The organism is Micromonospora sp. CNZ280 (genome assembly GCF_011759515.1).
Window position 1 is genome coordinate 241,428 of sequence record NZ_JAAOYP010000004.1, and the last position, 23,903, is coordinate 265,330.

At 75.5% G+C, this 23,903-nt stretch carries 21 protein-coding genes; 9 read left to right on the forward strand and 12 right to left on the reverse strand.

Annotated features, from left to right (window positions below):
• Positions 1 to 71: 71 nt before the first annotated feature.
• Positions 72 to 917 carry a hypothetical protein gene (locus tag FHX32_RS28290; RefSeq protein WP_167189902.1) on the reverse strand — a complete coding sequence of 282 codons (846 nt, stop codon included), beginning with the start codon at positions 915 to 917 and terminating at the stop codon, positions 72 to 74.
• 237 nt (positions 918 to 1,154) lie between these two features.
• On the opposite strand from FHX32_RS28290, the gene FHX32_RS28295 reads away from it, so the two are divergent.
• The 3 genes from FHX32_RS28295 to FHX32_RS28305 all read left to right on the forward strand — a co-directional run bounded on the left by FHX32_RS28295 (position 1,155) and on the right by FHX32_RS28305 (position 3,223).
• On the forward strand, positions 1,155 to 1,361 hold the full coding sequence (locus FHX32_RS28295) for a hypothetical protein (RefSeq protein WP_167189905.1): 207 nt from the start codon (positions 1,155 to 1,157) through the stop codon (positions 1,359 to 1,361).
• Between the two features lie 141 nt (positions 1,362 to 1,502).
• Positions 1,503 to 2,150 carry a methyltransferase domain-containing protein gene (locus FHX32_RS28300; protein WP_208419451.1) on the forward strand — a complete coding sequence of 216 codons (648 nt, stop codon included), beginning with the start codon at positions 1,503 to 1,505 and terminating at the stop codon, positions 2,148 to 2,150.
• 113 nt (positions 2,151 to 2,263) lie between these two features.
• Positions 2,264 to 3,223: a TIGR03557 family F420-dependent LLM class oxidoreductase gene (locus FHX32_RS28305; RefSeq protein WP_167189908.1), complete on the forward strand. Its 960-nt coding sequence runs from the start codon at positions 2,264 to 2,266 to the stop codon at positions 3,221 to 3,223.
• Between the two features lie 79 nt (positions 3,224 to 3,302).
• Here FHX32_RS28305 and FHX32_RS28310 read toward each other — a convergent pair whose 3' ends face one another.
• From FHX32_RS28310 to FHX32_RS28330, 5 genes are all read right to left on the reverse strand, one after another.
• Positions 3,303 to 4,940 (reverse strand): right-handed parallel beta-helix repeat-containing protein, encoded by a 1,638-nt coding sequence (locus FHX32_RS28310; protein ID WP_167189911.1) that lies wholly within the window; start codon positions 4,938 to 4,940, stop codon positions 3,303 to 3,305.
• A gap of 190 nt (positions 4,941 to 5,130) precedes the next feature.
• Positions 5,131 to 7,227, reverse strand: coding sequence for an amino acid transporter (locus tag FHX32_RS28315; protein WP_208419452.1), 2,097 nt, complete (start codon positions 7,225 to 7,227; stop codon positions 5,131 to 5,133).
• A 210-nt stretch (positions 7,228 to 7,437) separates the two neighbouring features.
• Positions 7,438 to 7,830 (reverse strand): hypothetical protein, encoded by a 393-nt coding sequence (locus tag FHX32_RS28320; RefSeq protein WP_486481374.1) that lies wholly within the window; start codon positions 7,828 to 7,830, stop codon positions 7,438 to 7,440.
• Positions 7,831 to 8,163: 333 nt separating this feature from the next.
• Positions 8,164 to 8,934 carry a DUF5995 family protein gene (locus FHX32_RS28325; RefSeq protein WP_167189915.1) on the reverse strand — a complete coding sequence of 257 codons (771 nt, stop codon included), beginning with the start codon at positions 8,932 to 8,934 and terminating at the stop codon, positions 8,164 to 8,166.
• A 105-nt stretch (positions 8,935 to 9,039) separates the two neighbouring features.
• Entirely contained in the window at positions 9,040 to 11,940 is a 2,901-nt protein-coding gene (locus FHX32_RS28330; RefSeq protein ID WP_167189918.1) for a helix-turn-helix transcriptional regulator, read from the reverse strand.
• 188 nt (positions 11,941 to 12,128) lie between these two features.
• On the opposite strand from FHX32_RS28330, the gene FHX32_RS28335 reads away from it, so the two are divergent.
• Both FHX32_RS28335 and FHX32_RS28340 read left to right on the forward strand, forming a co-directional pair.
• The gene (locus FHX32_RS28335; protein WP_167190956.1) at positions 12,129 to 14,426 is read left to right on the forward strand and encodes an AAA family ATPase; all 2,298 of its coding nucleotides are present in this window, start codon (positions 12,129 to 12,131) and stop codon (positions 14,424 to 14,426) included.
• A gap of 114 nt (positions 14,427 to 14,540) precedes the next feature.
• Positions 14,541 to 15,437 carry an aldo/keto reductase gene (locus FHX32_RS28340; protein ID WP_167189921.1) on the forward strand — a complete coding sequence of 299 codons (897 nt, stop codon included), beginning with the start codon at positions 14,541 to 14,543 and terminating at the stop codon, positions 15,435 to 15,437.
• 152 nt (positions 15,438 to 15,589) lie between these two features.
• Here FHX32_RS28340 and FHX32_RS28345 read toward each other — a convergent pair whose 3' ends face one another.
• The 6 genes from FHX32_RS28345 to FHX32_RS28370 form a co-directional block, all read right to left on the reverse strand.
• Positions 15,590 to 16,264, reverse strand: coding sequence for a flavin reductase family protein (locus FHX32_RS28345; protein WP_167189924.1), 675 nt, complete (start codon positions 16,262 to 16,264; stop codon positions 15,590 to 15,592).
• A gap of 71 nt (positions 16,265 to 16,335) precedes the next feature.
• Positions 16,336 to 16,899, reverse strand: a complete 564-nt coding sequence (locus FHX32_RS28350) for a dienelactone hydrolase family protein (protein WP_167189927.1) — start codon at positions 16,897 to 16,899, stop codon at positions 16,336 to 16,338.
• A gap of 65 nt (positions 16,900 to 16,964) precedes the next feature.
• The gene (locus tag FHX32_RS28355; protein ID WP_167189930.1) at positions 16,965 to 18,074 is read right to left on the reverse strand and encodes a nucleotide disphospho-sugar-binding domain-containing protein; all 1,110 of its coding nucleotides are present in this window, start codon (positions 18,072 to 18,074) and stop codon (positions 16,965 to 16,967) included.
• Positions 18,075 to 18,118: 44 nt separating this feature from the next.
• Entirely contained in the window at positions 18,119 to 18,499 is a 381-nt protein-coding gene (gene paaI, locus FHX32_RS28360; RefSeq protein WP_167190959.1) for a hydroxyphenylacetyl-CoA thioesterase PaaI, read from the reverse strand.
• 31 nt (positions 18,500 to 18,530) lie between these two features.
• On the reverse strand, positions 18,531 to 19,838 hold the full coding sequence (paaK, locus tag FHX32_RS28365; protein WP_167189932.1) for a phenylacetate--CoA ligase PaaK: 1,308 nt from the start codon (positions 19,836 to 19,838) through the stop codon (positions 18,531 to 18,533).
• Between the two features lie 167 nt (positions 19,839 to 20,005).
• Positions 20,006 to 20,983, reverse strand: coding sequence for a zinc-binding dehydrogenase (locus FHX32_RS28370; RefSeq protein ID WP_486481375.1), 978 nt, complete (start codon positions 20,981 to 20,983; stop codon positions 20,006 to 20,008).
• Between the two features lie 218 nt (positions 20,984 to 21,201).
• Here FHX32_RS28370 and FHX32_RS28375 point away from each other — a divergent pair, with 218 nt between their 5' ends.
• From FHX32_RS28375 to FHX32_RS28390, 4 genes are all read left to right on the forward strand, one after another.
• Entirely contained in the window at positions 21,202 to 21,966 is a 765-nt protein-coding gene (locus FHX32_RS28375) for a class I SAM-dependent methyltransferase (protein ID WP_167189938.1), read from the forward strand.
• 73 nt (positions 21,967 to 22,039) lie between these two features.
• Positions 22,040 to 22,513 (forward strand): FluC/FEX family fluoride channel, encoded by a 474-nt coding sequence (locus FHX32_RS28380; protein ID WP_167189941.1) that lies wholly within the window; start codon positions 22,040 to 22,042, stop codon positions 22,511 to 22,513.
• The gene (crcB, locus tag FHX32_RS28385; protein WP_167189944.1) at positions 22,510 to 22,872 is read left to right on the forward strand and encodes a fluoride efflux transporter CrcB; all 363 of its coding nucleotides are present in this window, start codon (positions 22,510 to 22,512) and stop codon (positions 22,870 to 22,872) included. The genes FHX32_RS28380 and crcB overlap by 4 nt, the downstream gene beginning before the upstream one ends.
• Before the next feature lie 100 nt (positions 22,873 to 22,972).
• On the forward strand, positions 22,973 to 23,866 hold the full coding sequence (locus FHX32_RS28390) for an IS982 family transposase (RefSeq protein ID WP_167189947.1): 894 nt from the start codon (positions 22,973 to 22,975) through the stop codon (positions 23,864 to 23,866).
• The last annotated feature ends 37 nt before the right edge of the window (positions 23,867 to 23,903 follow it).

The following is a 23,903-nucleotide window of genomic DNA, read 5'->3' on the forward strand; positions in this document are numbered from 1 at the left end:
TGGCGGGAACCACCGGTCGCCGCGTCGGCCGCCCGGATCCCCGGGATCCCGCTGTGGCGGACCGTGCCGGGCTACTCCTCATGCCGACGGTCCGCGGGCACCGGCAGACCCAGCGCCGGGCCGCCCGCATCTCCCGGCCGCGCCGCGTTCGAGTACGAGGTGTTCAGCCAGGTCTCGCTGTCCCGTACCGGCGGGCTGCCCGCCCTGCTCACCGCCGCGCCGGCCGCGCTGGTCCGGCCGCCGGTCTTCGCCGCGCTCGCGGCGATGCTGGTGCTGTTCGGGGTGGCGCTGGCCGATCGCCGGCGCAGCCGGGGCAAGCCGCCGGAGGCGCCGTCCCCGCCGCACTGACCCGGCCCGGCTCCGGCGGCCGCCGACCGGTCACACCAGTGCCTCGGCGTAGGACCGGACCCGCAACCGCTGCCCGGCGGCGGGGCCGAGGCGCACCTGGAGCCCGGGCGGTGGTCCACCCCGGCCTCGGCGACCGCCCGGGCGAAGAAGGCGTTCGACGGGCAGGCCAGCCCGGGCGCGATCACCCGGGTGGTGCGTACCCCCTGGTCGTGCGGGGTCAGGTGGGCCGGCAGCCCGGCGGCGGCCGGCCCGCGGAAGCCGAACGGGCCGGCGCCGTAGAGCGCGTCCATCAGCTGGCGGACCCGCCGCTGCGGGAGCCGGTGCGGCACCAGCGACCAGTCGAACAGGTCGGCGATCCGGCCGGGCGTGGCGGTGATGCTGCGGACCTGGCCGGCCGGCCGACCCTTGGCGAGGTTGACCCGGCGCACGGTGCCGGCGTCCGGCCGGGTGACCACGGCGTAGAAGTTCCCGAAGGCGACCGCGACGACCGCGCCGCCGGCCAGCGCGCGGGCCGCCACGGCCACGTCCTCGGGACGGTCGACGAACAGGTGCGGTGTCCAGGCGCCCATGGAACCTCCTCGGCGGGCCGTGACGCAGTTGTACGTCCATCGCCGGGCCCGGCCGGTGGTGGGTCGTCGATCCGATAGTCGACCCGCCGGTGCGGGCGGGCGATCCCCCGCCGTACCACCGGCCGGCCACGCCCGACGGACGCGGCGGTCGGGCCGGCCGATCGGTGGCGCCGTTAGCCGATCGACGCGACTGGGTACAACGCCTGCACCTCGAAACCACCACCCCTGGAGGCAGTCATGCGCGGCACCTCGATACTCGGCGTCCTGGTCGTCATCTGGCTGATCATCGGCGCGATCGCCGCCGGTCAGCGCGGCTACTACGGCGACGACGACACCAACTGCGCGGAGGCCGGCACGATCCTGGTGACCATCGTGGCCGGGCCGCTCAACTACATCGGCGCCAACCCGAAGGTCGACTGCGAGCTGCCCGAGCCGTCCAGGTAGGACGTTGTGCCCCGGCCCGCGCCCCGGCGGTGCGGGCCGTCGCGTGCCCGGGTCCGGCAGGTCACTTCCCCTAAAGCGTCCTGGGAAGACGGCGTCCGGGCGGGGCGGCCGGACCGGCGCGGACGGTCCAGACTGGTCACCGTGACCGAGACGACCGACACCCGACGCAGCTACGACCGAGTGGCCGGCCGGTACGCGGCGGAGATCGGCGACGAGCTGACCGGCAAGCCGCTGGACCGGGCGCTGCTCGCCGCGCTGGCCGAGTTCGGCGCCGGCGGGCCGGTGCTGGACATCGGCTGCGGGCCCGGCCAGGCGGCGGCCGAACTGGCCGGGCGGGGCGCGCGGCCGGTGGGCGTCGACCTGTCGCCGGCGATGTGCGCGCTCGCCCGCCGCACCACCGCCCTGCCCTGCTGCGCGGCGGACATGACCGCGCTGCCGGTCCGCTCCGCCGCGGTGACCGCGATCGTCTGCCTGTACGCGGTGATCCACCTCGACCCGCCCCGACGGGCCGCCGCCTACGCCGAGTTCGCCCGGGTGCTGCGCCCCGGCGGCAGTGCCCTGATCGCCTTCCACACCCGCGACGAGCAGACCCCGCCCGGGCAGGCCCGGACGCTCACCGACTGGTGGGGGCACCCGGTGGCGCTGACCTTCCGGTTCCTCGACCCGGCAGCCGAGGTGGCCGCCCTCGCCCGGGCCGGGCTCACCCTCACCGCGCGGCTGGACCGCCGTCCGGACCCCGACCGGGAGCACGCCAGCGAGCGCTGCTACCTGCTGGCGCGACGCGCCTGAGCGGCCGGCGGCCGAGCCGGGGACCGCTCAGGGGCCGCTCAGGGGTGACGTTTGCCGCGGGTCGCGGCGGGAACGGCCCTTGCTCGACCGCCGTACGGACGGGAGCAGGAGGCATGCAGATCGGCTACAAGCTCGCCGCGGAGGGCTACGGACCGCAGGAGATGATCCGGCAGGCGGTCCGTGCCGAGCAGGTCGGCTTCGACTTCGTCGAGATGAGCGACCACTTCCACCCGTGGCTGGACGTCCAGGGCCACTCGTCGTTCGCCTGGAGCGTGCTGGGCGCCATCGCCGCCCGGACCACCACCCTGCGGCTGGCCACCGGTGTCACCTGCCCCACCGTCCGCTACCACCCGGCGATCATCGCTCAGGCCGCCGCCACCCTGGCCCTGATCTCCGGCGGCCGGTTCACCCTCGGCGTGGGCGCCGGCGAACGGCTCAACGAGCACGTGGTCGGGCAGGGCTTCCCGAGCGTACGCGGGCGGCACGAACGGCTCCACGAGGCGCTGGAGATCATCCGGCTGCTCTGGCAGGGCGGCTACCGGTCGTATGAGGGCAAGCACCTGCAGCTGGAGGATGCCCGGGTCTTCGACCTGCCCGAGACCCCGCCGGTGATCGCGGTGGCGGCCAGCGGGCCGGACTCCGCCGCGCTGGCCGCCGAGCTGGGCGACGGGCTGTTCGCCACCGAGCCGAAGGGGTCGATCGTCGAGCACTACCGCGCCGCCGGCGGGCAGGGCCCCCGGTACGCCGAGGTGCCGCTGGCCTGGGCCACCGACGACGGGCAGGCGGTGCAGGCGGTGCTGCAGACCAGCCGCTGGATGGTCACCGGCTGGAAGGTGATGAGCGAACTGCCCAACCCGGTCAACTTCGACGCCGCCAGCTCGTACGTGGAGGAGCGGCACGTCCGCGAGCTGTTCGCCGTCGGCCCCGACCCGGAGGTGCACGTCCAGGCGGTTCGGCCGTACCTCGAGGCCGGCTTCGACCACATCGTGCTGCAGAACGCCGGCCCGGACCCGGACGGCTTCCTCGACTTCTTCGCCGCCGAACTGGCCGGCCGGCTGCGCGCGCTCGGCTGACCCGGACGGCGGGCGGCCCGCCGGGGCGATCGGGCGATCGTCCCGGCGGGCGGTGGCTGGGCAGAGCCGATGGCGCGGGTCAGCGGAAGCAGTGGGTGACCGGCACCCGGGAGCCCGCGCAGTTGGTGGGCCGGTTCTCGATGACGTCGGTCTCGTCGTCGACCGTCACCCGGGCCTTGTCGGCATGGATGCCGCCCGGCGCGCGGGTCCCGCCGTTGCGGATCACCTCGCTGCGGTGGATCGTGAGCTGCCCGAGGGAGGCGAAGATGCCGCCGCCGGTCGACCGGGCGCCGACGGCGGCGTTCCGGCTCACCTCGCTCTGCCGCACCAGCAGGTTGGACTTCTCGGCGTAGAGGCCGCCACCGTTGCCGCGGGCGGTATTGCCGGCCACCACGCTGTCGTCGAGCGGGACCAGCCCCTGGAAGGTGGAGATGCCGCCGCCGTTGCCGGTGGCGGTGTTGTCCCGAACGGTGAGCCGGCGCAGGAAGAGCACCGCGTCCGAGTTGGCCAGGCCGCCGCCGATCTGGGCGGTGTTACCGAGGACCTTGGTGTCGGAGACCCGGGTCCGGGCCGAGAAGCTGGCCAGGCCGCCGCCGTGCGTCGCGGTGTTGTGTGCGAAGGTGCTGCCCTGCACCTCGGCCGCGCCGCGGTAGTTGGCCAGCCCGCCGCCGTACGCGACGGCGCTGTTGTCGCGGAACTCGGAGCGGTGCATGGTGAGGACGCCGCCGTTGAGGAGCCCGCCGCCCTTGCCCGCCTTGCCGGCCGCGGTGTTCGACACGAAGGTGCTCTCGTCGACCAGCATGTTGCCGTCGTTGAAGATGGCGCCACCGCCGCCCTCCGCCGAGAGCGAGACGCTGTGGGCGATGGTGGTGCGCTCGACGACGGCCGAGGCGCCGTGCACGACGTGGATGGCGCCGCCCTCGGCGGCCGACCGGCCGTTGCGCAGGACGACGTCGCGCAGGGTCAGCTCGCCGCCGTCGCGGACGGTGAAGAACCGGAACGCCTCGGCGTCGGTCTTCCGGACGATCGTGGCGCCCGCGCCCTCGACGGTGACCGGGTGGTAGATCACCGGCAGGCCGGCCTTGTCGTCGGCCGGGTTGCGCGGCGGCGCCTCGGCGTCGCCGGGGTTCTCCGCCGTGTCGGCGGCCTCCCGGGCGTCGCGGATCCCGCCGTCGTACTGGTCGGGCTGCCCGAACGCGTGGGTGAGCGGGTACGTGCACTTCGGCGCGAGCCGGAGGGTGCCGCCACCCTCGGCGTTGACCCGAACCAGCGCCGCGATGAGCCGGGCGGGGTCGCACGGAACCGCTATCGCGTCCCGGTGCCACCGGTTGCCGCCGCCGTCGCGGCGCTTCCGCGGGTCGTCCCCGGTGCCGCGCGACTCCTGCGGGTCGCCACCGGCGGCGCGCTCCCAGCCGCTGCGCAGGTCGTCCGGCCGCCCGTCCGTGCCCTGCGGGCCCGCCTCGGGCCGGCGTTCACCGCCGTCGGGCCGTTCGCCGGGGCGGTGCGGGCGCCCCGGGTCGGTCTGGTCGCCGGTGCGCATCAGCGCGGGCCGGCCCTGGTCCGGTACGGCGGGCCCGTGGTCGGCGGCGGTCGCCGCGCCCCCGGTCAGCCCCACCGCTCCGGCCACCAGGCTGCCCGCCACGACACCGCCGGCTAAGAACCACCGGGATCGTCGCCTGGGTCGTGCTGGGCGCCGGCTCCCCTGGTAGGTGGACATCACGCTTCCCTGCCTCTCGTGCGGATGACAAGGCCGCGCCGAGACGGGCGCGGCGTGGCTGGCTCGCCGCAGCCACCGAAAGTCACGATACGGTGAGTAATCGGACAAGTCCGTCGAACATGAATAAACGTGTCTTTCGCCTTCATCCACCCCAGCCGGGCACCGAACGGCTCGCCCCGGCGGCCGCGGCTCATCCGCCGACGTGGATTCCCGGGCGACGGGTCGGGTCGGGCTCGGAGCGGCGCAGGATCTCCCGGACCACCGGCGGGGTGTCGCCGCGACCGAGGATCAGGTAACGCAGCAGGTGCGCGACCGGGCTTCCCTCCGACCACTCGAAGTGCGCGTGCGGTCGCACCCCGGTGGCGTCGCGGAGCGCGAGCAGGATCGCCGCGATGGCGTTCGGGGCGGCCGGGCTGCTGGCGCGCAGCACCCGGAACCCGGCGACCTCCACGCCGTGCACCCGCAGCACCTGGCTGAACTCGGACGGGTCGACCACGTCGATTTCCAGGAAGAGCACGTCGGCCGCGCCCGGCACCGGGTTCATCCCACGCTGCGCCCGCTCCTTGACCGTGTACTCCTTGACCGCGCCGGTGTCACGCCGGTTGGCGATCACGTGCAGCCGGCCGTCGTGCGCCACCGACTCCTGGATGTAGCGCCGGGCCTGCTCGTCGAACTCGATCCGCTCGGCGCGCAGCTCGGTGGTGCGACTGACCCGGGAGACCAGCGAGACGGCGATGATGCCGAGGATGAACAGGGCCGAGATGGTGATCCCGTCCGGCTGCTCGATCACGTTCTCGACCAACGCGTACAGCAGCACGAGGACGAGCACGGTGAAGCCGGTGGCGACGCCCCGCCGGTGCTGGCGGGCCGTCGCGATGGCCACCGCCACCGCGGCCGAGACCATCATCGCGAGGATCCCGGTGGCGTACGCCCCGGCCTGGGCGTTCACGTCGGCCCGGAAGATGACGGTGATGGCCACGCAGACCAGCGTGTAGACGATGACCACCGGCCGCACCGCGCGGGCCCACTCGGGCGCCATCCCGTACGAGGGCAGGTAGCGGGGCACGATGTTGATCAGGCCGGCCATCGCCGAGGCGCCGGCGAACCAGAGGATCAGCATGCTGCTGACGTCGTACACAGTGCCGAAGCCCTCGCCGACGTGCTCGTGGGCGAGGAACGCCAGCGCCCGCCCGTTGGCCGCGCCGCCCGGCTCGAACTCCTCGGCGGGAATCAGCACCGTGGTGACGAACGTGGTGGTGACCAGGTACACCGACATGATCAAGGCGGCGGTGCTGAGCAGCCGGCGGGTGTTGCGGATCCGGGCGGCCAGCCGGGCCTGCGGGTCCGGGCCCCGGCCGGCCACCAGCGGCATCATGCTGACCCCGGTCTCGAAGCCGGACAGCCCGAGCACCAGCAGCGGGAAGGCGAGCACGGCGGTCAGCGCCACGTCGGCGGGTCCGCCGGTGGTGGTCAGGGCGGCTGTCCAGTCCGACAGGTGGCCCGGGTCCGCCACGATCTCGGCGACCGCCACCGCGACGATCACCGCGTTGAGGGCGAGGAAGACGGCGACCAGCGGGATCGCCACCACCACGGCCTCGCGGAAGCCGAGCAGGAACACCCCGCCGAGGATCAGCAGCAGGAGCACGGTCACCGCCACCGCCACCAGCGGGCCGCCGAATCCCGCCGGCAGGTACGGGTTCTCCAGCAGGTGCACGGTGGCGTCGGCCGAGGAGAGGGTGATCGTGATGATCCACGAGGTGGCCACGAAGCCGAGCAGGACGAGGACGAAGATCTTGCCCCGCCAGAACGGCAGCAGCCGCTCCAGCATCGCCACCGACCCCTGCCCGTGCGGGCTCTCCCGGGCCACCCGGCGGTACATCGGCAGCATCCCGAACAGGGTGAGCGCCACGATCAGCAGGGTCGCCAGCGGCGACAACGCCCCGGCGGCCACCGCCGCGATGCCGGGCAGGTAGGACAGCGTGGAGAAGTAGTCCACCCCGGTCAGGCACATCACCTGCCACCAGGCATGCGACCGGGCCTGCCGCTCGGTGGTCTCCGGGCCGAGCGGCTGCACCTGGTGCTCGAACAGCCACCGGCGCAGCCGGCCCTCCGGTTCCTGCCGGCGCACCAGGTTCTCCACCCGCTCCGGGACGCTGACCCGGCGGCCGGCGCGGTCGCCGGGGCGGGTCGGGTCGCGGGCGGCACGCAACTCCGGCCCGGGCCCCCGGGACGCCGGCTGCGGTCGCCCGCGCGGGCGTCGCGCCTTCCCCCGCTGCTCGTCAGCCATCCCCCGTCCCACCCTCGGCCGTCCTGCCCAAAAGGTAGGCGGTGCCCGGCGGCCACCCTGGCGGAACAGACGAAGCCGGCCGGTCCGGCCACCCTGGCGGAACAGACGAAGCCGGCAGCGTCCCCCGCCAGGACGGACCGGACGAAGCCGCCCGGGCTTTGCGGCCGGGCGCGTCCGGACCGACGCCGGAGCGGGACGGACCGAGGCCGCTCAGCGGGCCACCGGGCCGGACAGCACGCGGGCCAGGCCCTCCGGGTCGGCGACCGTCACGGTCACCGCCGGGTGCCGCGGCCAGCCGACGGGCAGCAGGGCGGGAACCGGTTCCGCGAACCGTACGCAGACGCCGGCCCGCCAGCTGCTGCCGAACGTGGCCCCGGCGTCGGCGAGCGACAGGTGCGGGCCGATCACCCGCCACCAGCGGTACGGCCCGGCGACCTCCGCCCCGGTGACGTTGCCCCGGCCGGTCCGCAGCCGCCACGGGCCGAACCGGACGATCAGTTCCGCGTCGTCGACCCGTACCCAGGCCGTCGCGGGCCGGACGCCGACCAGCGCGAGACCCGGCCGGAACACCGGGTCGAACCGGAAGGCGAACCGGTGGGTCACCGGGCCCCACCCCGGCGACGCCCGTCGCCCGGCCGGGCGGGGCGGTGCGGTGCGTCGGGTCGGGGGCGGGGTCGCGCCGCGGGCCGGCGCCAGGCCTGGACGTCCATGCCCCGCGCGTACCCCGTGCGGGCCGGCCGACACCCCCCGGGCCGGCCGGCCCCTCCCCCACGGTCGCGGCGGGCGCCCCCCGGGCCCGACCGCGATGCCTCCGACGTCCGCCGGCCGTCGCGGGTCGTCCGGCCGGATGCCCCACCCCCGTGCCGGCCGGCGACCCGCCGACGGACATGTCCCCGCGCCCCACCTGGGGCGAAGCGCGGGGACCCCCCGTCCCGGCTACTGCAGGAACGCCCCGAGGGGCGAGAGCAGCAACCGACCGAGCAGCGCGGCGTTGTCGTCCAACCGCGCGCGCTCGCACTCGTGGGCGCCCGGATCGTGCCGGCAGCGCCAGATCTTCTGCGCGTTGCGCCAGGCGACGTCGCGGGTGTACTCGATCAGTTCACCCTGGTACCAGTCGTCGATGTCGCCGTTCAGCATGTCGATGAGCAGTTGCCAGCGGTCCAGGTAGCCGCGCCGCAGCCCCGGGATCTTGTCGGCGAAGATGTTGTTGATCTCGAGGTAGTCGCGGTGCTGGTCGGTGCCGTCGACCGGCTCCGACTCCAGGCTGTCGAACGTGGTGACCAGAGCGAACGGCAGGTCGAAGTTGATGTGCGCGTTCACCCCGGCGGCGGCCGACGGCAGCGGCCGGGCGTCCGGGCCGCGCATCCGCTCGAACAGGCACGACCAGGCCTTGGGGCAGCCGGGGTTGGAGTCCGTCCACAGCCGCAGCGCGTCGAAGTAGCGGGCCGCGAACTCGACGTCGAGCCGGGACAGGAACACCGGGTCGGCGAACCGGTCGTCGTAGAGACCGTCCAGCACGCTGGTGGTGATGGTCAGGTAGAGCTTGTTGAAGTCGGCGAGCGGGCAGCTCTCCTCCAGCGGAGGCAGCCGCACCAGCAGGTCCTGCAGCTTGGTGAGGTGGTCGACCACCGCGGGCACGTCGGCGGGGTGGTCGGCGAGCAGGTCGACGATGTCCCGGTGCACGGGCCCCCAGACCGGTTCCGTCATCTTCTCCTCCACACTGCCGCAGCACCCCCGTCGGTGACACGGCACAGCCTTCCAGCCGGCGGCTGTCCGCCGGATCAGTAGAACGACGTATCCGTACCGCGCGCGTCAGGCCGACCGGCTACGCAGGTAGATGGCGCTGGCCTGGACCCGGGTGCGGACCTGGAGCTTGTCGAAGATGTGCGACACGTGCACCCCGATGGTCCGTTCGCTGATGAACAGCCGCTGCCCGATCTCCTTGTTGGTCAGCCCCTCGGCCACGGCGGCGAGCACCTCGCGCTCGCGGGCGGTCAGCATGGCCAGTTCGTCGCCGTCCGGACCGGCGGCCGCGCCGGCGTTGCCGACCGGGCCGCGCTCCTCGAGCGGCACCCGGGCCCGGCCGGCGAGGGTACGGATCTCCGAGGTCAACGGCACCGCGCCGAGCCCCTGGGCCACCTGGTACGCCTGCCGCAGCAGCTTCCCCGCGGTGGCGCTGCGGCTGCGCCGGGCCAGCAGCGCCTCGGCCTGCCGAAGCCGGGAGTAGGCGGCCGGGTAGGGGTGGTTGCGCCGGTCCCACTCGGCCGCCGCGTGCGCCCACAGCTCCGGGTCGCTGCCGTCGAGCCGGCTCACCTCGGCGGCGCAGAGCGCCAGGAACCCGTCGACCACGTCGCGGACCGGGCGGGCGGCGTGTTCGCTCCTGCGGGCCACCCGCTCGGCGACCTCCCGCAGCCGGCGCACCGCTGTCCGGTCGACCGCCAACGTACGGCTGGCGTGCGCCTCGGCCTCGGCCCGCAGGCCGTGCCAGACCAGCGTGGCGAGGATGCCCACGTCGTCGGAGCGGCTCTCGGTCAGCCCGCGCTGCACCGCCTGCCGGGCCAGGTCGTGCCGGCCCTGCCACATCGCCAGGCCGGCCCGCAGGGTGAGCAGCGGGATCACGTGCCGGGCGCCGCCGCCGGCGAGCATCGTGGCCACCGAGTCGAGGTCCCGGTCGGCGGCCTCGATGTCGCCGTAGCCGACGGAGAGGCGGCACCGGGCCAGCAGCAGCTCCACGGCGTCGGCGCCGGACGGGCGGTGCCGCAGCGCCGCCGCGACCACCTTCTCCGCCTCGGCCCACTGGCCGACCCGGAACAGCCCGTTGGTGGCGATGGCCAGCAGCCGCGTCTCGTAGGTGCGACCGAGCCCCAGCTCGGCCACCCGCTCGGCACCCCGGCGGGCCACCACCACGCCCTCCTCGAGGACGTTCAGCGGCCCGGTGAGCAGCTCGGCCAGATGCAGGTATGCGCAGGCCACGTCCTCCGGCCGGCCGGCCCGCTCGGCGGTCTCCAGCGCCTCGCGCATCACCGCCAGCCCGGCGTCCGGATCCTCCAGGTACGCCTCGGAGAAGCCGAGCGCCGCGCTGGCCAGCACCACCTCCGAGGTGGAGCCCTCCACCCGTGCCGCCAGCCGCAACGCCTCCCGGGCGCGGCGACCGGCGTCGGCGTACCGGCCCAGGTGCAGCAGCAGCTCCGCCAGGTGGGCGGCGGCGGTGGCCCGCTCCCGGGGCGTGCAGTCGGCGGCCTCCAGCGCCCGCTGGTACTCGGCCTCGGCCGGCGCGGACCGGCCGGCGGCGGCCAGGTAACGGGCCCGCCGGATGTGCAGCGCGCAGGCGGATCCGCCGGCGTCCGCGGCGACCAGTTCCTCCAGCAGCGCCAGCGCCCGGGCGTGCTCGCCGCAGTGGTGGGCCGCCTCGGCGGCGTGTTCGAGCAGGGTGGCCCGGTCCACCGCCACCGGCCCGCCGGCCGGGGTGTCGGCCAGCTGCAACGCCACCGACCAGTGCCGGTGCGCCTCGGCATAGCCGTGCAGCCGTTCGGCCTCCCGGGCCGCGGCCATCGCCGCCGGCAGCGCCCGAGCCGGCTCGCCGGCCAGCCGCCAGTGGTGCGCCAGCCGGGCCTGGTGCAGCTCGGCCGGCGCCGCGGTGAGCGCCTCCGCGTAGCGGCGGTGCACCGCGGCCCGCTCGGCCGGCAGCAGCTCGTGCTCCAGCACCTCGGCGACCAGCCGGTGCCGCAGCCGGTAGCCGTCGTCCGCGCCGACCAGCAGCCGGTGGGCGACCGCCGCGCGGACCGCCTCGATCAGCTCGTCCTCGGGCAGCCGGACCACCCGGGCCAGCAGCCAGTGCTCGACCGGCTCCACCCCGGCGGCGACCGCGTGCACCACGGCGTGCGCGGGCTGGGGCAGCGCGTCCACCCGGGCGAGGAAGATCTCGCGTAGCGTGTCGGAGAGCCCGTCCCGCCCGTCGCGCAGGTCGCGGGCCAGTTCCTCGACCACGAACGGGTTGCCGCCGCTGCGCCGCCAGACCTGCTCGGCCGCCTCCGGGGCCAGCGGGCCGCCGACCACGGCGGCGGCGAGCCGCTCGGTGTCGGGCCGGTCCAGCGGGGCCAGGTCGAGCACCCGCACCGACCGCAGCCGGCGCAGCTCGGTGAGCACCCGGCGCAGCGGGTGGGCGCCCTGCAACGACTCGGCCCGCACCGCGGCCAGCACCGACAGTTGCAGGTCGCCGAGGCCGGCCAGCAGGTAGAGCAGCAGCTGGCGGGTGCTCCGGTCGACCCACTGCAGGTCGTCCAGGACGAGCACCAGCGGCCGCCCCTCGGCGATCAGGTGCAGCCCCCGGGAGACCCGCTCCAGCAGCGCGCCGGCGCCGTCCGGACCGGCGGTCTCGTCGGCGAAGGTCTGCAGCAGCCCGCGTACCGCCGACGAGGTGCGCGCGTGCGAGGCGGTCAGCTCCGCGTCGAAGCGCCGCAGCGCCTGCAGCAGCGGGTGCAGCGGGGATGCGTCGCCGATGTCCAGACAGGACCCGGTGAGCACCAGGGCGCCGGCCTCGCGCAGCCGGGACCCCACCTCGCGCAGCAGCCGGGTCTTGCCCACGCCGCTCTCACCGGTGAGGAAGACCGCCGCGGTGTGCCCCGGCCCCACGTCGTCGAGCAGCGCCGACCGCACCGCCGTCAGCAGGTCGGCCCGACCGACGAGCGGTGCGGTGTCCACATCGCTGGCCATGGCACGCAGCCTAGTCACAGGTCCCCGCACCGTTCTACGGGCCGGACGGCGCTGTGGTACTCCTCGCGTCGACTTCGCGACCAAAGGTTGCGCGCGGCCGACATACGTCGTTCTGCCGATCCCCCGTCGGCCCGGTGGTGACAGTCTCCGAACGTCATCAGCCAGGAACGGGGAGAGAGGCGGTGTCCATGCCCACCACCATCGCCGCGACGCCGGCCACGTCCGTACGTTGGCCGGTGCCCGAGGAACGCCGGACGGTCACCGTGCTGTTCGTCGACATCGTCGGATCCACCGCGCTGGTGGACCGGCTGGACCCGGAGGACGTCCGCACCCTGCAACGGGCCTACTTCGACACGGTCGGCGAGGTGCTACGGCGGTGGCGCGGCGTGGTCGAGAAGTACATCGGGGACGCGGTCATGGCGCTCTTCGGCGCCCGCGACTCGGACGGTTTCGACGCGTACCGGGCGGTGCGGGCCGGGCTGGAGATCCAGCGGGCGCTCGACCGGCGGGCGCTGGCCGGCGGGCCGCGGCTGCGGGTGCGGATCGGGGTGGCGACCGGCGAGGCGGTGGTGGACCTGGCCGGCGCCCGCGACGGCGGGCACGGCGCGGCCAGCGGCGCGGTGATCACCACCGCGGCCCGGCTCCAGGAGTACGCCCCGCCCGGCGGCGTGGCGCTCTGCGCGGCCACCCACCGGGCCACCGCGGGCCTGGTCGAGCAGCGCCGCGTCCCGCCGGTGGCGATGGCCGGCAAGGCGTCGCCGGTCGACGTCTGGCACGCCTCCGCGCCGGTGCGGCCGGCCCCGGTACGGCACGACGGCCCGTTCCTCGGCCGGCGCCGGGAGATGGCCGCCGCCCGGGACCAGATCGTCCGGGCGGTACGGGACCGCCGCCCGCGCTGGGTGTCCCTGGTCGGCCCGGCCGGCAGCGGACGCAGCCGGCTGCTGCACGAGCTGAGCCGGTCGGTGGCGACGGTGGACACGGTGGCGGTCCGCTGGTGCGTGGCGCGCTGCCTGCCGTACCCGGATCATCCGCTGGCACCGGTCGCTGAGCTGGTCCGCGGCTTCGTCGGCCTCCGCGCCACCGACCCGCCCGCCTGGGTACGCCGGCGGCTCGGCACCGCCCTCGCCGGCCTGGTGCCGCCCGAACGCCTGCCGGTGACCGTGGCCACGCTGGCCCGACTGGTGGCCCGGCCGGACGCGCCCGACGCGGCCGACGCGGCGGCGCTCTGGCGGGTGGCGCTGCTGGCCCTGGCCGCCCGGCAGCCGGTGGTGGTGGCGGTGGACGACGTGGACCGCGCCGCGCCGGAGGTGACCGCCTTCCTGCGCGCGCTCCTCGCCGCGGCCACCGCGCGGCGCCTGCCGCTGGCGGTGGTCACCGCGCACCGTCCGCAGTGGGCGGAGCCGCTGCCGGAGCCCTCCGCGCCGGTCGAGCTGCGGCCGCTCGGCCCGGTGGACAGCGACCGGCTGCTGCGCGACCTGCTCCGCCGGACCGGCCGGCCGGTCGCGCTGGCGGACCGCCTGCTGCCTCTGGTCGGGGGCAGTCCGGGCCACGCGGCGGCGTACGTCCGGTCGCTGGTCGAGGGGGCGGACAACGCGGCGGACCTGCCGGTGCCCGAGCCGGTCCGCCGGGCCGTCGACGCGCGACTGGACCGGCTCGACGGCGACCAACGGGCGGCGCTGATGGCCGTGGCCAGCCGGGCGGCGGCCTGCCCCGCGCCGACCGTGGACCGGCTGCTCGACTGGGCGCCGGGACGGGCCCGGCCGGTGCTGCGGTCGCTGGTCGCCCTCGGGTTGCTGGCCGCCCGCCGGGCCGGCGGGTACGCGGTCGCCGAGGCGGTGGTGCGCCAGGTCGCCTACGCCCGGCTGCCCCGGGCGGTACGGGCCGAGTTCGCCCGCCGCGCCGGCGAGACGCCGCCGCGTCCCGGGCCGGCACCGGCGCCCGCCGCCGGGGCACACACCATGCCGGACCTGGTCGCTCCACGCCGATCCGCCGCCGCGCCGCCACCCGCCACGCCCCCGCCGAACCCGGTGACGGCCCGCCGACCGAGCGGCGCACCGGCGCGCCGCCCGTCCGCGCCCACCCCGATGACCGTCCACCCGGGCACGTCCCGCCGCTCCACCGGCACGCCGGTACCCGCCGCCCCCACGCGGATTCCGATGACCGCGCACCGGCCCAGCGGCGCATCGGCACGGCCCGCGCCGGGCCTGGCCACCACCCGGCCCGCCGGCGAGCGGGACCGGCACCGCCCGTCGCACCCGGCCCGGCCGTCCCGCCCGACGGTGGTTCCGCTGCGATCGCCGGCGGCCGAACGACCCCGCTCCGGCGACCCCGGAAGAGCGTGCCGCGGCGGCCCCGCAACAGCGGCAGGCGGGGAGGTCCGGCGGCATGCCGCCCGGTTCCGGAACGGCGGAGCGGATGCGGGCGAGGTGGGGGCGGGACGCCGGCGTACACCGTCGGTTCGGGCGCCGGCCCGGGCGGCCGCCTGACGGCGGCCCGGATGCCCGGCTCTCCCCACGATCCAAGCTATCAGTCGACACCCCCGGGCGGTATCGGGTGCGCGGCCGAGTGCGCAGGTCAGTGCCGTTGGTTAGGTTCGCCCGATGCCTACCGACGAGATCACCGCGGCCGCCGCGGGCAGCTGGACCCTGGGCGACCGCAGCGTGCACCGAATGGGGTTCGGCTCGATGCGCCTCACCGCGAACCCGGACCGGGACCTGGCCGTCCGCGTCCTGCGGCGGGCGGTCGAGCTGGGCGTCAACCACATCGACACCGCCGCCTTCTACTTCTCTCCCGGCGGGCCGCTGCGGGTGGGCACCGGTCCCGTCCGGTACGCCACCGAACTGATCCGCGACGCCCTCCACCCCTACCCCGACGACCTGGTCATCGCCACCAAGGTCGGGCCCGACTACCGCACCTCGGCCTGGAGTGGCGAGCTGACCAGCCCCGCCGACCTGCGCCGGCAGGTCGAGGAGAACCTGCGCCGGCTGGGCCGCGACCACCTCGACGTGGTGAACCTGCGGATCGTGCGGCGGCCCGGCGACGACTCGGTGGCGGAGCGCTTCGCCGCCCTCGCCGAGCTGCGGGACGCCGGACTGATCCGCCACCTCGGGCTGTCCAACGTCCGGGTCGACCACCTCGACGAGGCGCAGGCCATCGCGCCGGTGGTGTGCGTGCAGAACGCGTACGCCGTCGACGCACACCGGAGCTCCGACGACCTGCTGCGGGTCTGCGGGGAGCGGGGGGTGGCGTTCGTGCCCTTCTTCGCGCTGGCCGGGGAACGCCGCGAGGCCGGCGCCACCGCCGAGCACGACGCGGCCGTACGCGAGGTCGCCCGCGCCCACGGCGCGACCCCGCACCAGGTGCGGCTGGCCTGGACCCTGCACCAGGGGTCGCACGTGCTGGCCATTCCCGGCACCGGCGACCCGGAGCATCTGGCGCAGAACGTCGCCGCCGGCGCGTTGCGGCTCTCCCCCGACGAGCTGGCCCGGCTCGGCTGACCGCACCACCGGGCCGGCGCCGCGCGGGCCGGTCCGATCCGGCGCGAGCCGGCGCGGCGCTGCTCGGGCGGACGCCGCGCGGGCCGAGCCCGCCAAGCGAGCCGACGTGGCGCGGGTGGCCGGCCCGCGCCGCGACGGGCTTCCCGGCCGGCTTACCCGGAGAGCGTTTCGCTTCCCGGACGGGGGCGTGGGGTCTGGGAGCGGAAGCTGTGGCCGAGCTCGTCGCCCAGACCGAAGTAGTGGCGGAAGTTGTAGATGAGCGGGCTCCACGCCGACGGGTCGACGTGCTGGGTGCCGGGCACCACGACCCGCGGGTCGGCGTGGACCTTGAGCACCTGGGCCTCGACGATGAGGAAGTCTCCTTCGGCGTCGGGCCGTACCCGGGTCGCGCGGGCCTCCAGGTGCAGCGGGCATTCGGCGACCCGGGGCGGCCGGACCAGCTCGGACGGGATGGGACGCAGGCCGGCGGCGGCGAACTTGTCCGGCTCGAAGCGGAAGGCGCCCCGCTTGTGCTCGGGCACGTCGCGTCGTCCGGTGAGCGGGGCCAGCCGCTCCACCGCGGCCCACAGGGCCGGGCCCGGGAGGTTCACCACCAGGTCGGGACGGCGCCGCAGGTTGCGGCCGGTCTGCCCGGCCCGGCCCAGCCCCAGGACGACGACCTGACCGAGCGCCCAGGCCGACGACATCGGCGCGAGGTTGACCGAGCCGTCGGCGTTCTCCGTCGACAGCAGCACGACCGGGGTGCCGAAGTACAGGATGCTCGGGGTGATCGCCACGTGGTCCGGGGCGACGCCGGCGGCCGGGGAACTCTCCGTCGCTGTGTTCATGGGCAGCGACGGTAGGGCGCGGACCGTTCGGTCGCCGGCGAAGGATCGCCGCACGGCCGGCCGCCGGGCGGCTAACCGGTGAGGAAGGCCAGGCTCCGGTCCCAGGCCCGCAAGGCGGCGCGCGCGTCGTGGTCGGGCACGTCCGGGTCGGTGAACAGGTGCCCGGCACCCGGGTAGCGGTACACGTCCACGGCGGCGCCGGCCGCGGTCATCGCCCGCCGCCACTCGTCCACCTCGTCCTGCGGTTCGTACTCGTCCGGGTCGGCCAGGTGCAACTGCACCCGCAGGCCGGGGCGGACCGCCTCCGGCGCGCCGCCGGTGCCGTGCAACAACAGCAGCCCGGCGGTGTCGGGACGCTCGGCGAGCATCGCGCCGGCCACCCCGGCGCCCATCGAGAAGCCGGCCAGCACGGCGTCGGCCGGTGCGTCGCGCAGTGCCGCCCGGGCGCGGTCGAGCACGACCTCCTGGCCGATCTCGTCGAGCAGGGCGAAGCCGTCGGACACCGTGTCGGCGGGCGGCACGCCGTACAGGTCGGGGGTGGCGACCTCGTGCCCGGCGGCGCGCAGCTCGTCGGCGGCGCGCAACACGGCCGGACGCAGCCCGTACACCGAGTGGAAGAGGACGATGTGTCGCATCGGCCCATCGTGCCCGAGACCACCGACAGGACCGCCGCGCCACGCGTGGCCGCCGGCGCCTCCGGTCAGGCCAGCGCCGCCAGCCGGGGCACCAGGTCGGCCGGCTCCGGCATGGCGGCGATCTCCCGGCTGACCTGCGTCGCGGCGTCGCGCAGCGCGGCGTCGGCGACCAGCCGGGTGAGCGTCGCCGGAGTGATCTCGCGGGTGGCGGCGGCGATGCCGGCGCCCCGGGTCGCCACCAGCTCCGCGTTCTGCCGCCGGTCGCCCGGGCCGACCGTGGCCAGCTGCGGCACCCCGGCGGCCAGGGCGCCGAGGACGCTGCCGGCGCCGCCGTGGTGCACCAGCGCCGCGCCGGCCGCCAGCGCCGCTGGCAGCGGGATCCAGCCGACGGTACGGACGTTGTCGGGCAGCGCGGCCCGGGCCAGCCGCTCGTCCGGCCGGACCAGGACGAACTCCGCGTCCACCCGACCGGCCGCAGCGACCACCGCGCGCATCGGGCCTCCGCCGCCCGGCCCGGCCACGGTGCTGCGGCTGACCAGCACCCGGGGGCGCTCGCCCGGCTCGCGCAGCCAGTCCGGCAGGTCGCCACCGCCGACGTACGCGCCGTAGCGCATCGGCCAGCCGTCCTGGCGCAGCACGCTGGGCGGGGCGACCGCGACGGCGGCCGCCGGTGGGGGCAGTTCGGCCAGGCCGTGCCGGCGCAACGCCGGGGCGAGCCGCTCGACCGTGGCCCGGACCAGCTCTCGGCCGTCGAAGAGGGCGTTCTCGTGGCGTACCGCCGGCACGCCGAGTCGGGCGGCGGCAACCGCCCCGGCCACTGCGAACGGCTCGTGCACCACCAGGTCCGGCTTCCACTGCTCGGCCAGCGTGACCACCCCGTCGGCGAGCTGGTCGTTGACCGCGCCGAAGAGCAGCCCGGCGCCCCGGGTGCCGGCCCGACCGGCCAGCTCGGCGCGGGCCACCAGCGGGTGGCGCAGCAGCATGCCCCGGGCGATGCGGCCGAAGTCGAACCCGGGCGCGACGTCCCGCACCGGCAACCCGGAGCGGGCCACGTCCAGCCCGTCGGCGGCCGTGGCGACCAGCACCTCGTGTCCGGCGTCGCGCAGCGCGACGGTCAGCGGGACGAGCGGGAAGACGTGGCCGATCAACGGCGCGGAGACCACCAGGACGCGCATGGCGCCGATGCTAGGCGATCACCACCAGCCGGCGGGGCCGCCGCTCAGCCCGGCTGCCCGTTGACGGTGCGGCTGCGGCCGCGGAACTCGGCCACCACCTCGCCGTCCCCGCGGGACACCGTGACGTCGTAGATGCCGCTGCGACCGTACCGGGTCCGTTCGGTGGCCCGGGCGATGAGCAGGTCACCCTCCCGGGCCGGCCGGACGAAGGTGATCTCGCCGCCGGCGGCGACGGTGACCGGGCCGTGGCTGTTGCAGGCCAGCGCGAAGGCGGTGTCGGCGAGCAGGAACACGAAGCCGCCGTGGGCGATCGCGTGGCCGTTGACCATCGCGCCGGTCACCCGCATCCGGGCCTCCGCCGCGCCCTCGGCGGCGGAGACCAGCTCGATCCCGAGACTGCGGGAGGCCGCGTCGGCGTCGAACATGTCGTACGCGGCGTTGCGTGCCTCGCCCACGTCAGCCGGCCCGCCGCTGGTCCACGATCCGGCGCATCTTGCCCATCGACCGTTCCACGCCGTCCGGGGCGATCACGTCGACCGCCACGCTCACCCCGATGGTGTTCTTGACCAGGTCGACAAGTTCCGCGCCGGCCCGCTCTGCGGCGTCGACGGCCACCCCGGCGCGCCGCTCCACCCGTACGGTCAGCGTGTCCATCCGCCCCTGCCGGGCGAGCACGCACTGGAAGTGCGGCGACAGCTGCGGGGTACGCAGGATCAACTCCTCGATCTGGGTCGGGAAGACGTTCACCCCGCGCACGATCATCATGTCGTCGGTCCGGCCGGTGATCTTCTCGATCCGGCGCATCGGCCGGGCGGTGCCGGGCAGCAGCCGGGTGAGGTCCCGGGTGCGGTAACGGACCACCGGCATGGCCTCCTTGGTCAGCGAGGTGAGCACCAGCTCGCCCCGCTCCCCGTCGGGCAGCACCTCGCCGGTCACCGGGTCGATGATCTCCGGGTAGAAGTGGTCCTCCCACAGGTGCAGGCCGTCCTTGGTCTCCACACACTCGTTGGCCACGCCGGGGCCCATCACCTCGGAGAGGCCGTAGATGTCCACCGCGTGCATGTCGAGCCGCCGCTCCATCTCCCGGCGCATGTCCTCGGTCCACGGCTCGGCGCCGAAGATGCCCACCCGCAGCGACGTGCCGCGCGGGTCGACGCCCTGCCGCTCCATCTCGTCGACGATGGCCAGCATGTAGCTGGGGGTGACCATGATGACCTCGGGCTCGAAGTCGCGGATCAGCAGCACCTGCCGCTCGGTCATCCCGCCGGAGACCGGGATGACCGTGCAGCCCAGCTCCTCGGCGCCGTAGTGCGCGCCGAGCCCGCCGGTGAACAGCCCGTAGCCGTACGCGACGTGCACCCGGTCGCCGGGGCGGCCGCCGGAGGCGCGGATCGAGCGGGCCATCAGCCGGGCCCAGGTCTTCAGGTCGGCCGCGGTGTAGCCGACCACAGTCGGCCGGCCGGTGGTGCCGGAGGAGGCGTGCAGCCGGGCGATCCGCTCGCGGGGCACGGCGAACATGCCGAACGGGTAGTTCTCCCGCAGCTCGGCCTTGCCGGTCAGCGGGAAGCGGGCCAGGTCGGCCAGTTCCCGGCAGTCGTCGGGATGCACGCCGGCGGCCTCGAACGCCCGCCGGTAGTGCGGCACGTTGTCGTACGCGTGCCGCAGCGACCAGCGCAGCCGCTGCAGTTGCAGGGCGCGCAGCTCGTCGACGCCGGCCCGCTCGATCGGTTCCAGGTCCTCCGGGCGAGGGGTCCGGTCCTGCATCGCTACCTCCTGGCTCCTGGCGCGGGCGGCTGGCCGGGTACCCACCCGTCCACGCCCGCGCGGTCACCGCGCCCCGGCGTCGGGAGGTCACGCGCCCGCCGATCCGGGTACCGTACGCCCGCCGCCGGGCGGGCACCACCGCCGGGTGGCGCCCGCGGCGGTGGTGGTCAGACGGTGAGCAGCGCCTTGCCGATCACCGTCCGGCCCTCGACGGCCCGGTGCGCGTCAGCGGCCCGGTGCAACGGGAAGGTCTGCCCGATCAGCGGCGTGATCCGCCCGGCCGCCGCCGCGTCGAGCGCGGCGCGCAGGTGCCGGCGGGCCTGCTCCGGTGTGAACTGCACGTCGGCGATGCCGGTGACGGTGATCCGCCGGGCCCGGGCGACCTCCGGATCGGGGATCGCGAACGCCCCGGCCGGGGTGCCGTGCGCGGAGAACCGGCCGCCGGCGCGCACCAGGTCGAAGGCGGCCCGACCGTAGTCGCCCCCGGCGCCGTCGAAGACCACGTCCATGTCGCCGGCGGCGGCGCGCACCCGGTCGGTCCAGCCCGGCTCGTGGTAGTCGACCACCAGGTCCGCGCCGAGCCGGCGCAGCGCGGCCAGCTTCGCCGGGCCGCGGGCCGCGGCGACGACGAACCCGCCGGTGGCCCGTACCTGCTGCACCAGGACCGCGCCGAGGCCACCGGCGGCGGCGGTGACCAGCACCCGGTCGCCGGAGCGGACCGGCACCAGATCGAGCAGCCCGAACGCGGTCACCCCGTCGTGCAGCAGCGCGGCCGCGTCGGTGAGCGGGACCGCGTCCGGCACCGGCACGAGGCCGTCGACCGGCACCACCGCCCGTTCCAGGTAGCCGCCGCGCTCGTCGGTGCGGGTCACCACCCGCCGGCCGGCCCAGCCCGGGTCGACCCCCGCGCCGACCGCGCCGACCGTGCCGGCCACCCCCACCCCCGGGCGGTACGGCGGCCGCACCGGGAAGTACGTCCCACCCTGGCCGCGCCGGATCATCGTCTCCACCCAGAGCACGTCCGCGGCGGCCACCGCCACGACCACCTCGCCGGGACCGGGCACCGGCTCCGGCGCCTCGGTCAGCGCCAGCACCTCCGGTCCCCCGAACGCCGTCACCTCGACCACCCGCATGTCACCCTCCACTTCGCTCGCTGATACGACCAGCCTCGAAGATGAAGCGCGGTTGAGGTCAACGGCCGGCCCGGGTGACGCGGCCCACGGCGCCGGCGGAAGCGGTGCGGGGTCGAGCCGACCTCCGGCCCAACCCCGCACCCAACCATCGCCTCGCCATTCTCTCGCTATTGCAAATTGTTGGCAACAAGGTCTGGACCGGACCCACTGATGTAACTAGCCTGATCCGCATGACTCCTTACTTGACGAACGCGGCGGCCTGGCAGGAGAGCTGGGACCGCCAGCAGGAGGCGTACCTGCCGGACCGGGAGCACCGGTTCACCGCGATGCTCGACGCGGTCGACGCGATCCTCGACGGCGGGAGCCTTCGCCTGCTCGACCTGGCCGGTGGCACCGGCACCATCTCCCAGCGGGCGCTGCACCGCTTCCCGGACGCCGAGGTGACCCTGGTCGACCTGGACCCGGCGCTGCTCGCCATCGCCCGGGCCACCCTCGGCGACCGGGTCACCGTGGTGACCGCCGACCTCAACCGGCCCGACTGGTCCGCCGCGCTGCCGCACCGGGAGTACGAGTACGACGCCGTGCTCACCGCCACCGCCCTGCACTGGCTGCCGGGCGACCGGCTGGCCCGGCTCTACGCCGAACTGCGCGACCTGCTGCGCCCAGGCGGCCTCCTGCTCAACGCCGACCACATGCCCGACGACGGCCTCCCACAACTCAGCAAGCGCCTGCTGGACCGCGCCCGCGACCGCCGCGACGCCCGGTACGCCGCCGGCTCCGTGCTGTCCTGGTCGGACTGGTGGGAGCGGGCGGCGGCCGATCCGGCGCTCGGCCCGCTGGTCGCCCGCCGCCGCGAGATCTACCCGACCGGGCACAGCCCGGAGTGGAACCCGCCGGCCTCCTGGCACCTGGCCGCGCTGACCGAGGCCGGCTTCACCGAGGTGGGCACGCTCTGGCGCGGCGGCACCGACGCCGCCGTGGCGGCGGTGCGCTGACCTCCGCGCCGGACGTTATGCTGGCGCCCGCTGCCGGACGGCCGGCGGCGCCACCCGCGGTTGGGGAGGAGACGTGACCGGTCCGGCCGAGCCGCCGCGGATCGATCCCGACGTCGACCTGCGCGTACCCGCTGACCGGCGCGAACTCACCGCGCACCCGGCGGCGGTCCTCGGCGCGGTCTCCGCCGGGGGCGCGCTCGGCGCGCTGGCCCGGGCCGGCCTGCAGGCGGCGTTCCCGCACCCACCGGACGGCCTCCCGTGGGCGATCTTCGGGGTCAACCTCAGCGGCTGCCTGCTGATCGGCGTGCTGATGGCCGTTCTCGACCGGGCCGGCGGCGGGCGGCCGCTGACGCGTCCGTTCCTGGGCGTCGGGGTGCTCGGCGGCTACACCACCTTCTCCACCTACGCCGTGGACGTCCACCGGGCGCTGCTGGCGGGCGCCCCGGCCACCGCGCTGGCGTACCTGACCGCCACCCTGGTCGGGGCGTTGCTCGCGGTCTGGGCCGGGGACGCCGCGACCGACCGGGTGCTGCGAGGCCGGCGGTGACCGCCCTGCTCGTCGCGCTCGGCGCGGCCGTCGGCGCCCCGCTGCGCTACCTCACCGACCGGGCCGTGCAGGCGCGGCTCGGCTCGGCCTTCCCGTGGGGCACGCTCACCGTCAACGTGGCCGGGTCGCTGCTGCTCGGGTTGGTCACCGGGCTGCCGGCGGACCCGGCGGTGGGCGCGCTGGTCGGCACCGGCTTCTGTGGCGCGCTGACCACCTGGTCCACGCTGAGCTACGAGACGCTGCGGCTGGCCCGCGCCGGCCGGCGGCTGGCCGCGCTGCTCAACGTCACGGCCAGCCTCGCCGCCGGGCTGGCGGCGGCCACCGCCGGCTACGCGCTCGCCCGGGCAATCACCGGCTGACCGCCCGACGGCGAGCCCGCGAACGGCGGCGCCTAGACGAGTAGTTCCGAAGTCAGGGGTCGATGTCTGGGCATGAAGAGAGGGCATCCATGATCATGTTGTGACGCAAGACCTGGATACCCTCTTGACCGCACTGTACGTGAAGATCGACGACAGCATCCGCACGCCCCGGTGGCGGGGCCGGCCGCCGCTGTTGACCGACTCCGAACTGGTCTGCCTGGCCGTGGCGCAGGTTCTGCTCGGCGCCCGTTCGGAGGCCCACTGGATCCGCTACGCCCGTGTCCACCTGGCCGGCATGTTCCCGTACCTGCCCCAGCGCCCCGGGTACAACAAGCGCCTCCGCGCGGCGCTGCCGCTGGTCAAACAGGTGATCCGGGATCTGGCCCGTGACAGTGACTTCTGGTTCGACAACCACTGGATCGTCGACTCCACCCCGGTCCCGTGTGGCATGTCCCGCCCGACGGTGCAACGCTCGGACCTTGCCGGCTGGGCCGGTTACGGCTACTGCGCCTCCCACTCCCGGTTCTTCTGGGGCCTGCGGCTGTACCTGGTCTGCACCCCGACCGGAATGCCGATCCTGTGGGCCCTGGCCAACCCGAAGATCGGCGAACGGGAAGTCCTCGCCGCGATGCTTCAGGTCGAGGCCGGTGTGGTCGCCGAGCACGACGGGATCCTGCTGATCTCGGACAAGGGCTTCGCGTCCAAGCCGTTCGAGCGGCAACTGGCCGAGCAAGGCATCGAGCTGCTCCGCCCGTCGCGTAAGCCGGAGAAGGCCCGCTACGGCGAGCCGATGCTCAAGAAGGTCCGACAGTTGATCGAGTCGGTCAACGACACCCTCAAAGGCCAGCTTGACCTGGAAGAACACGGCGGACGAACCCTCGCCGGCGTCGCCGCGCGGGTGGCTCAACGTCTCCTGGCCATGGCCGCAGCGATCTGGCACAACAACAAGACCGGCGCACCCGTCACCCGATCCCTGATCGCCTACGACCACTGACCGGATTTCGGAACTACTCGTCTAGGATCGGGCCACA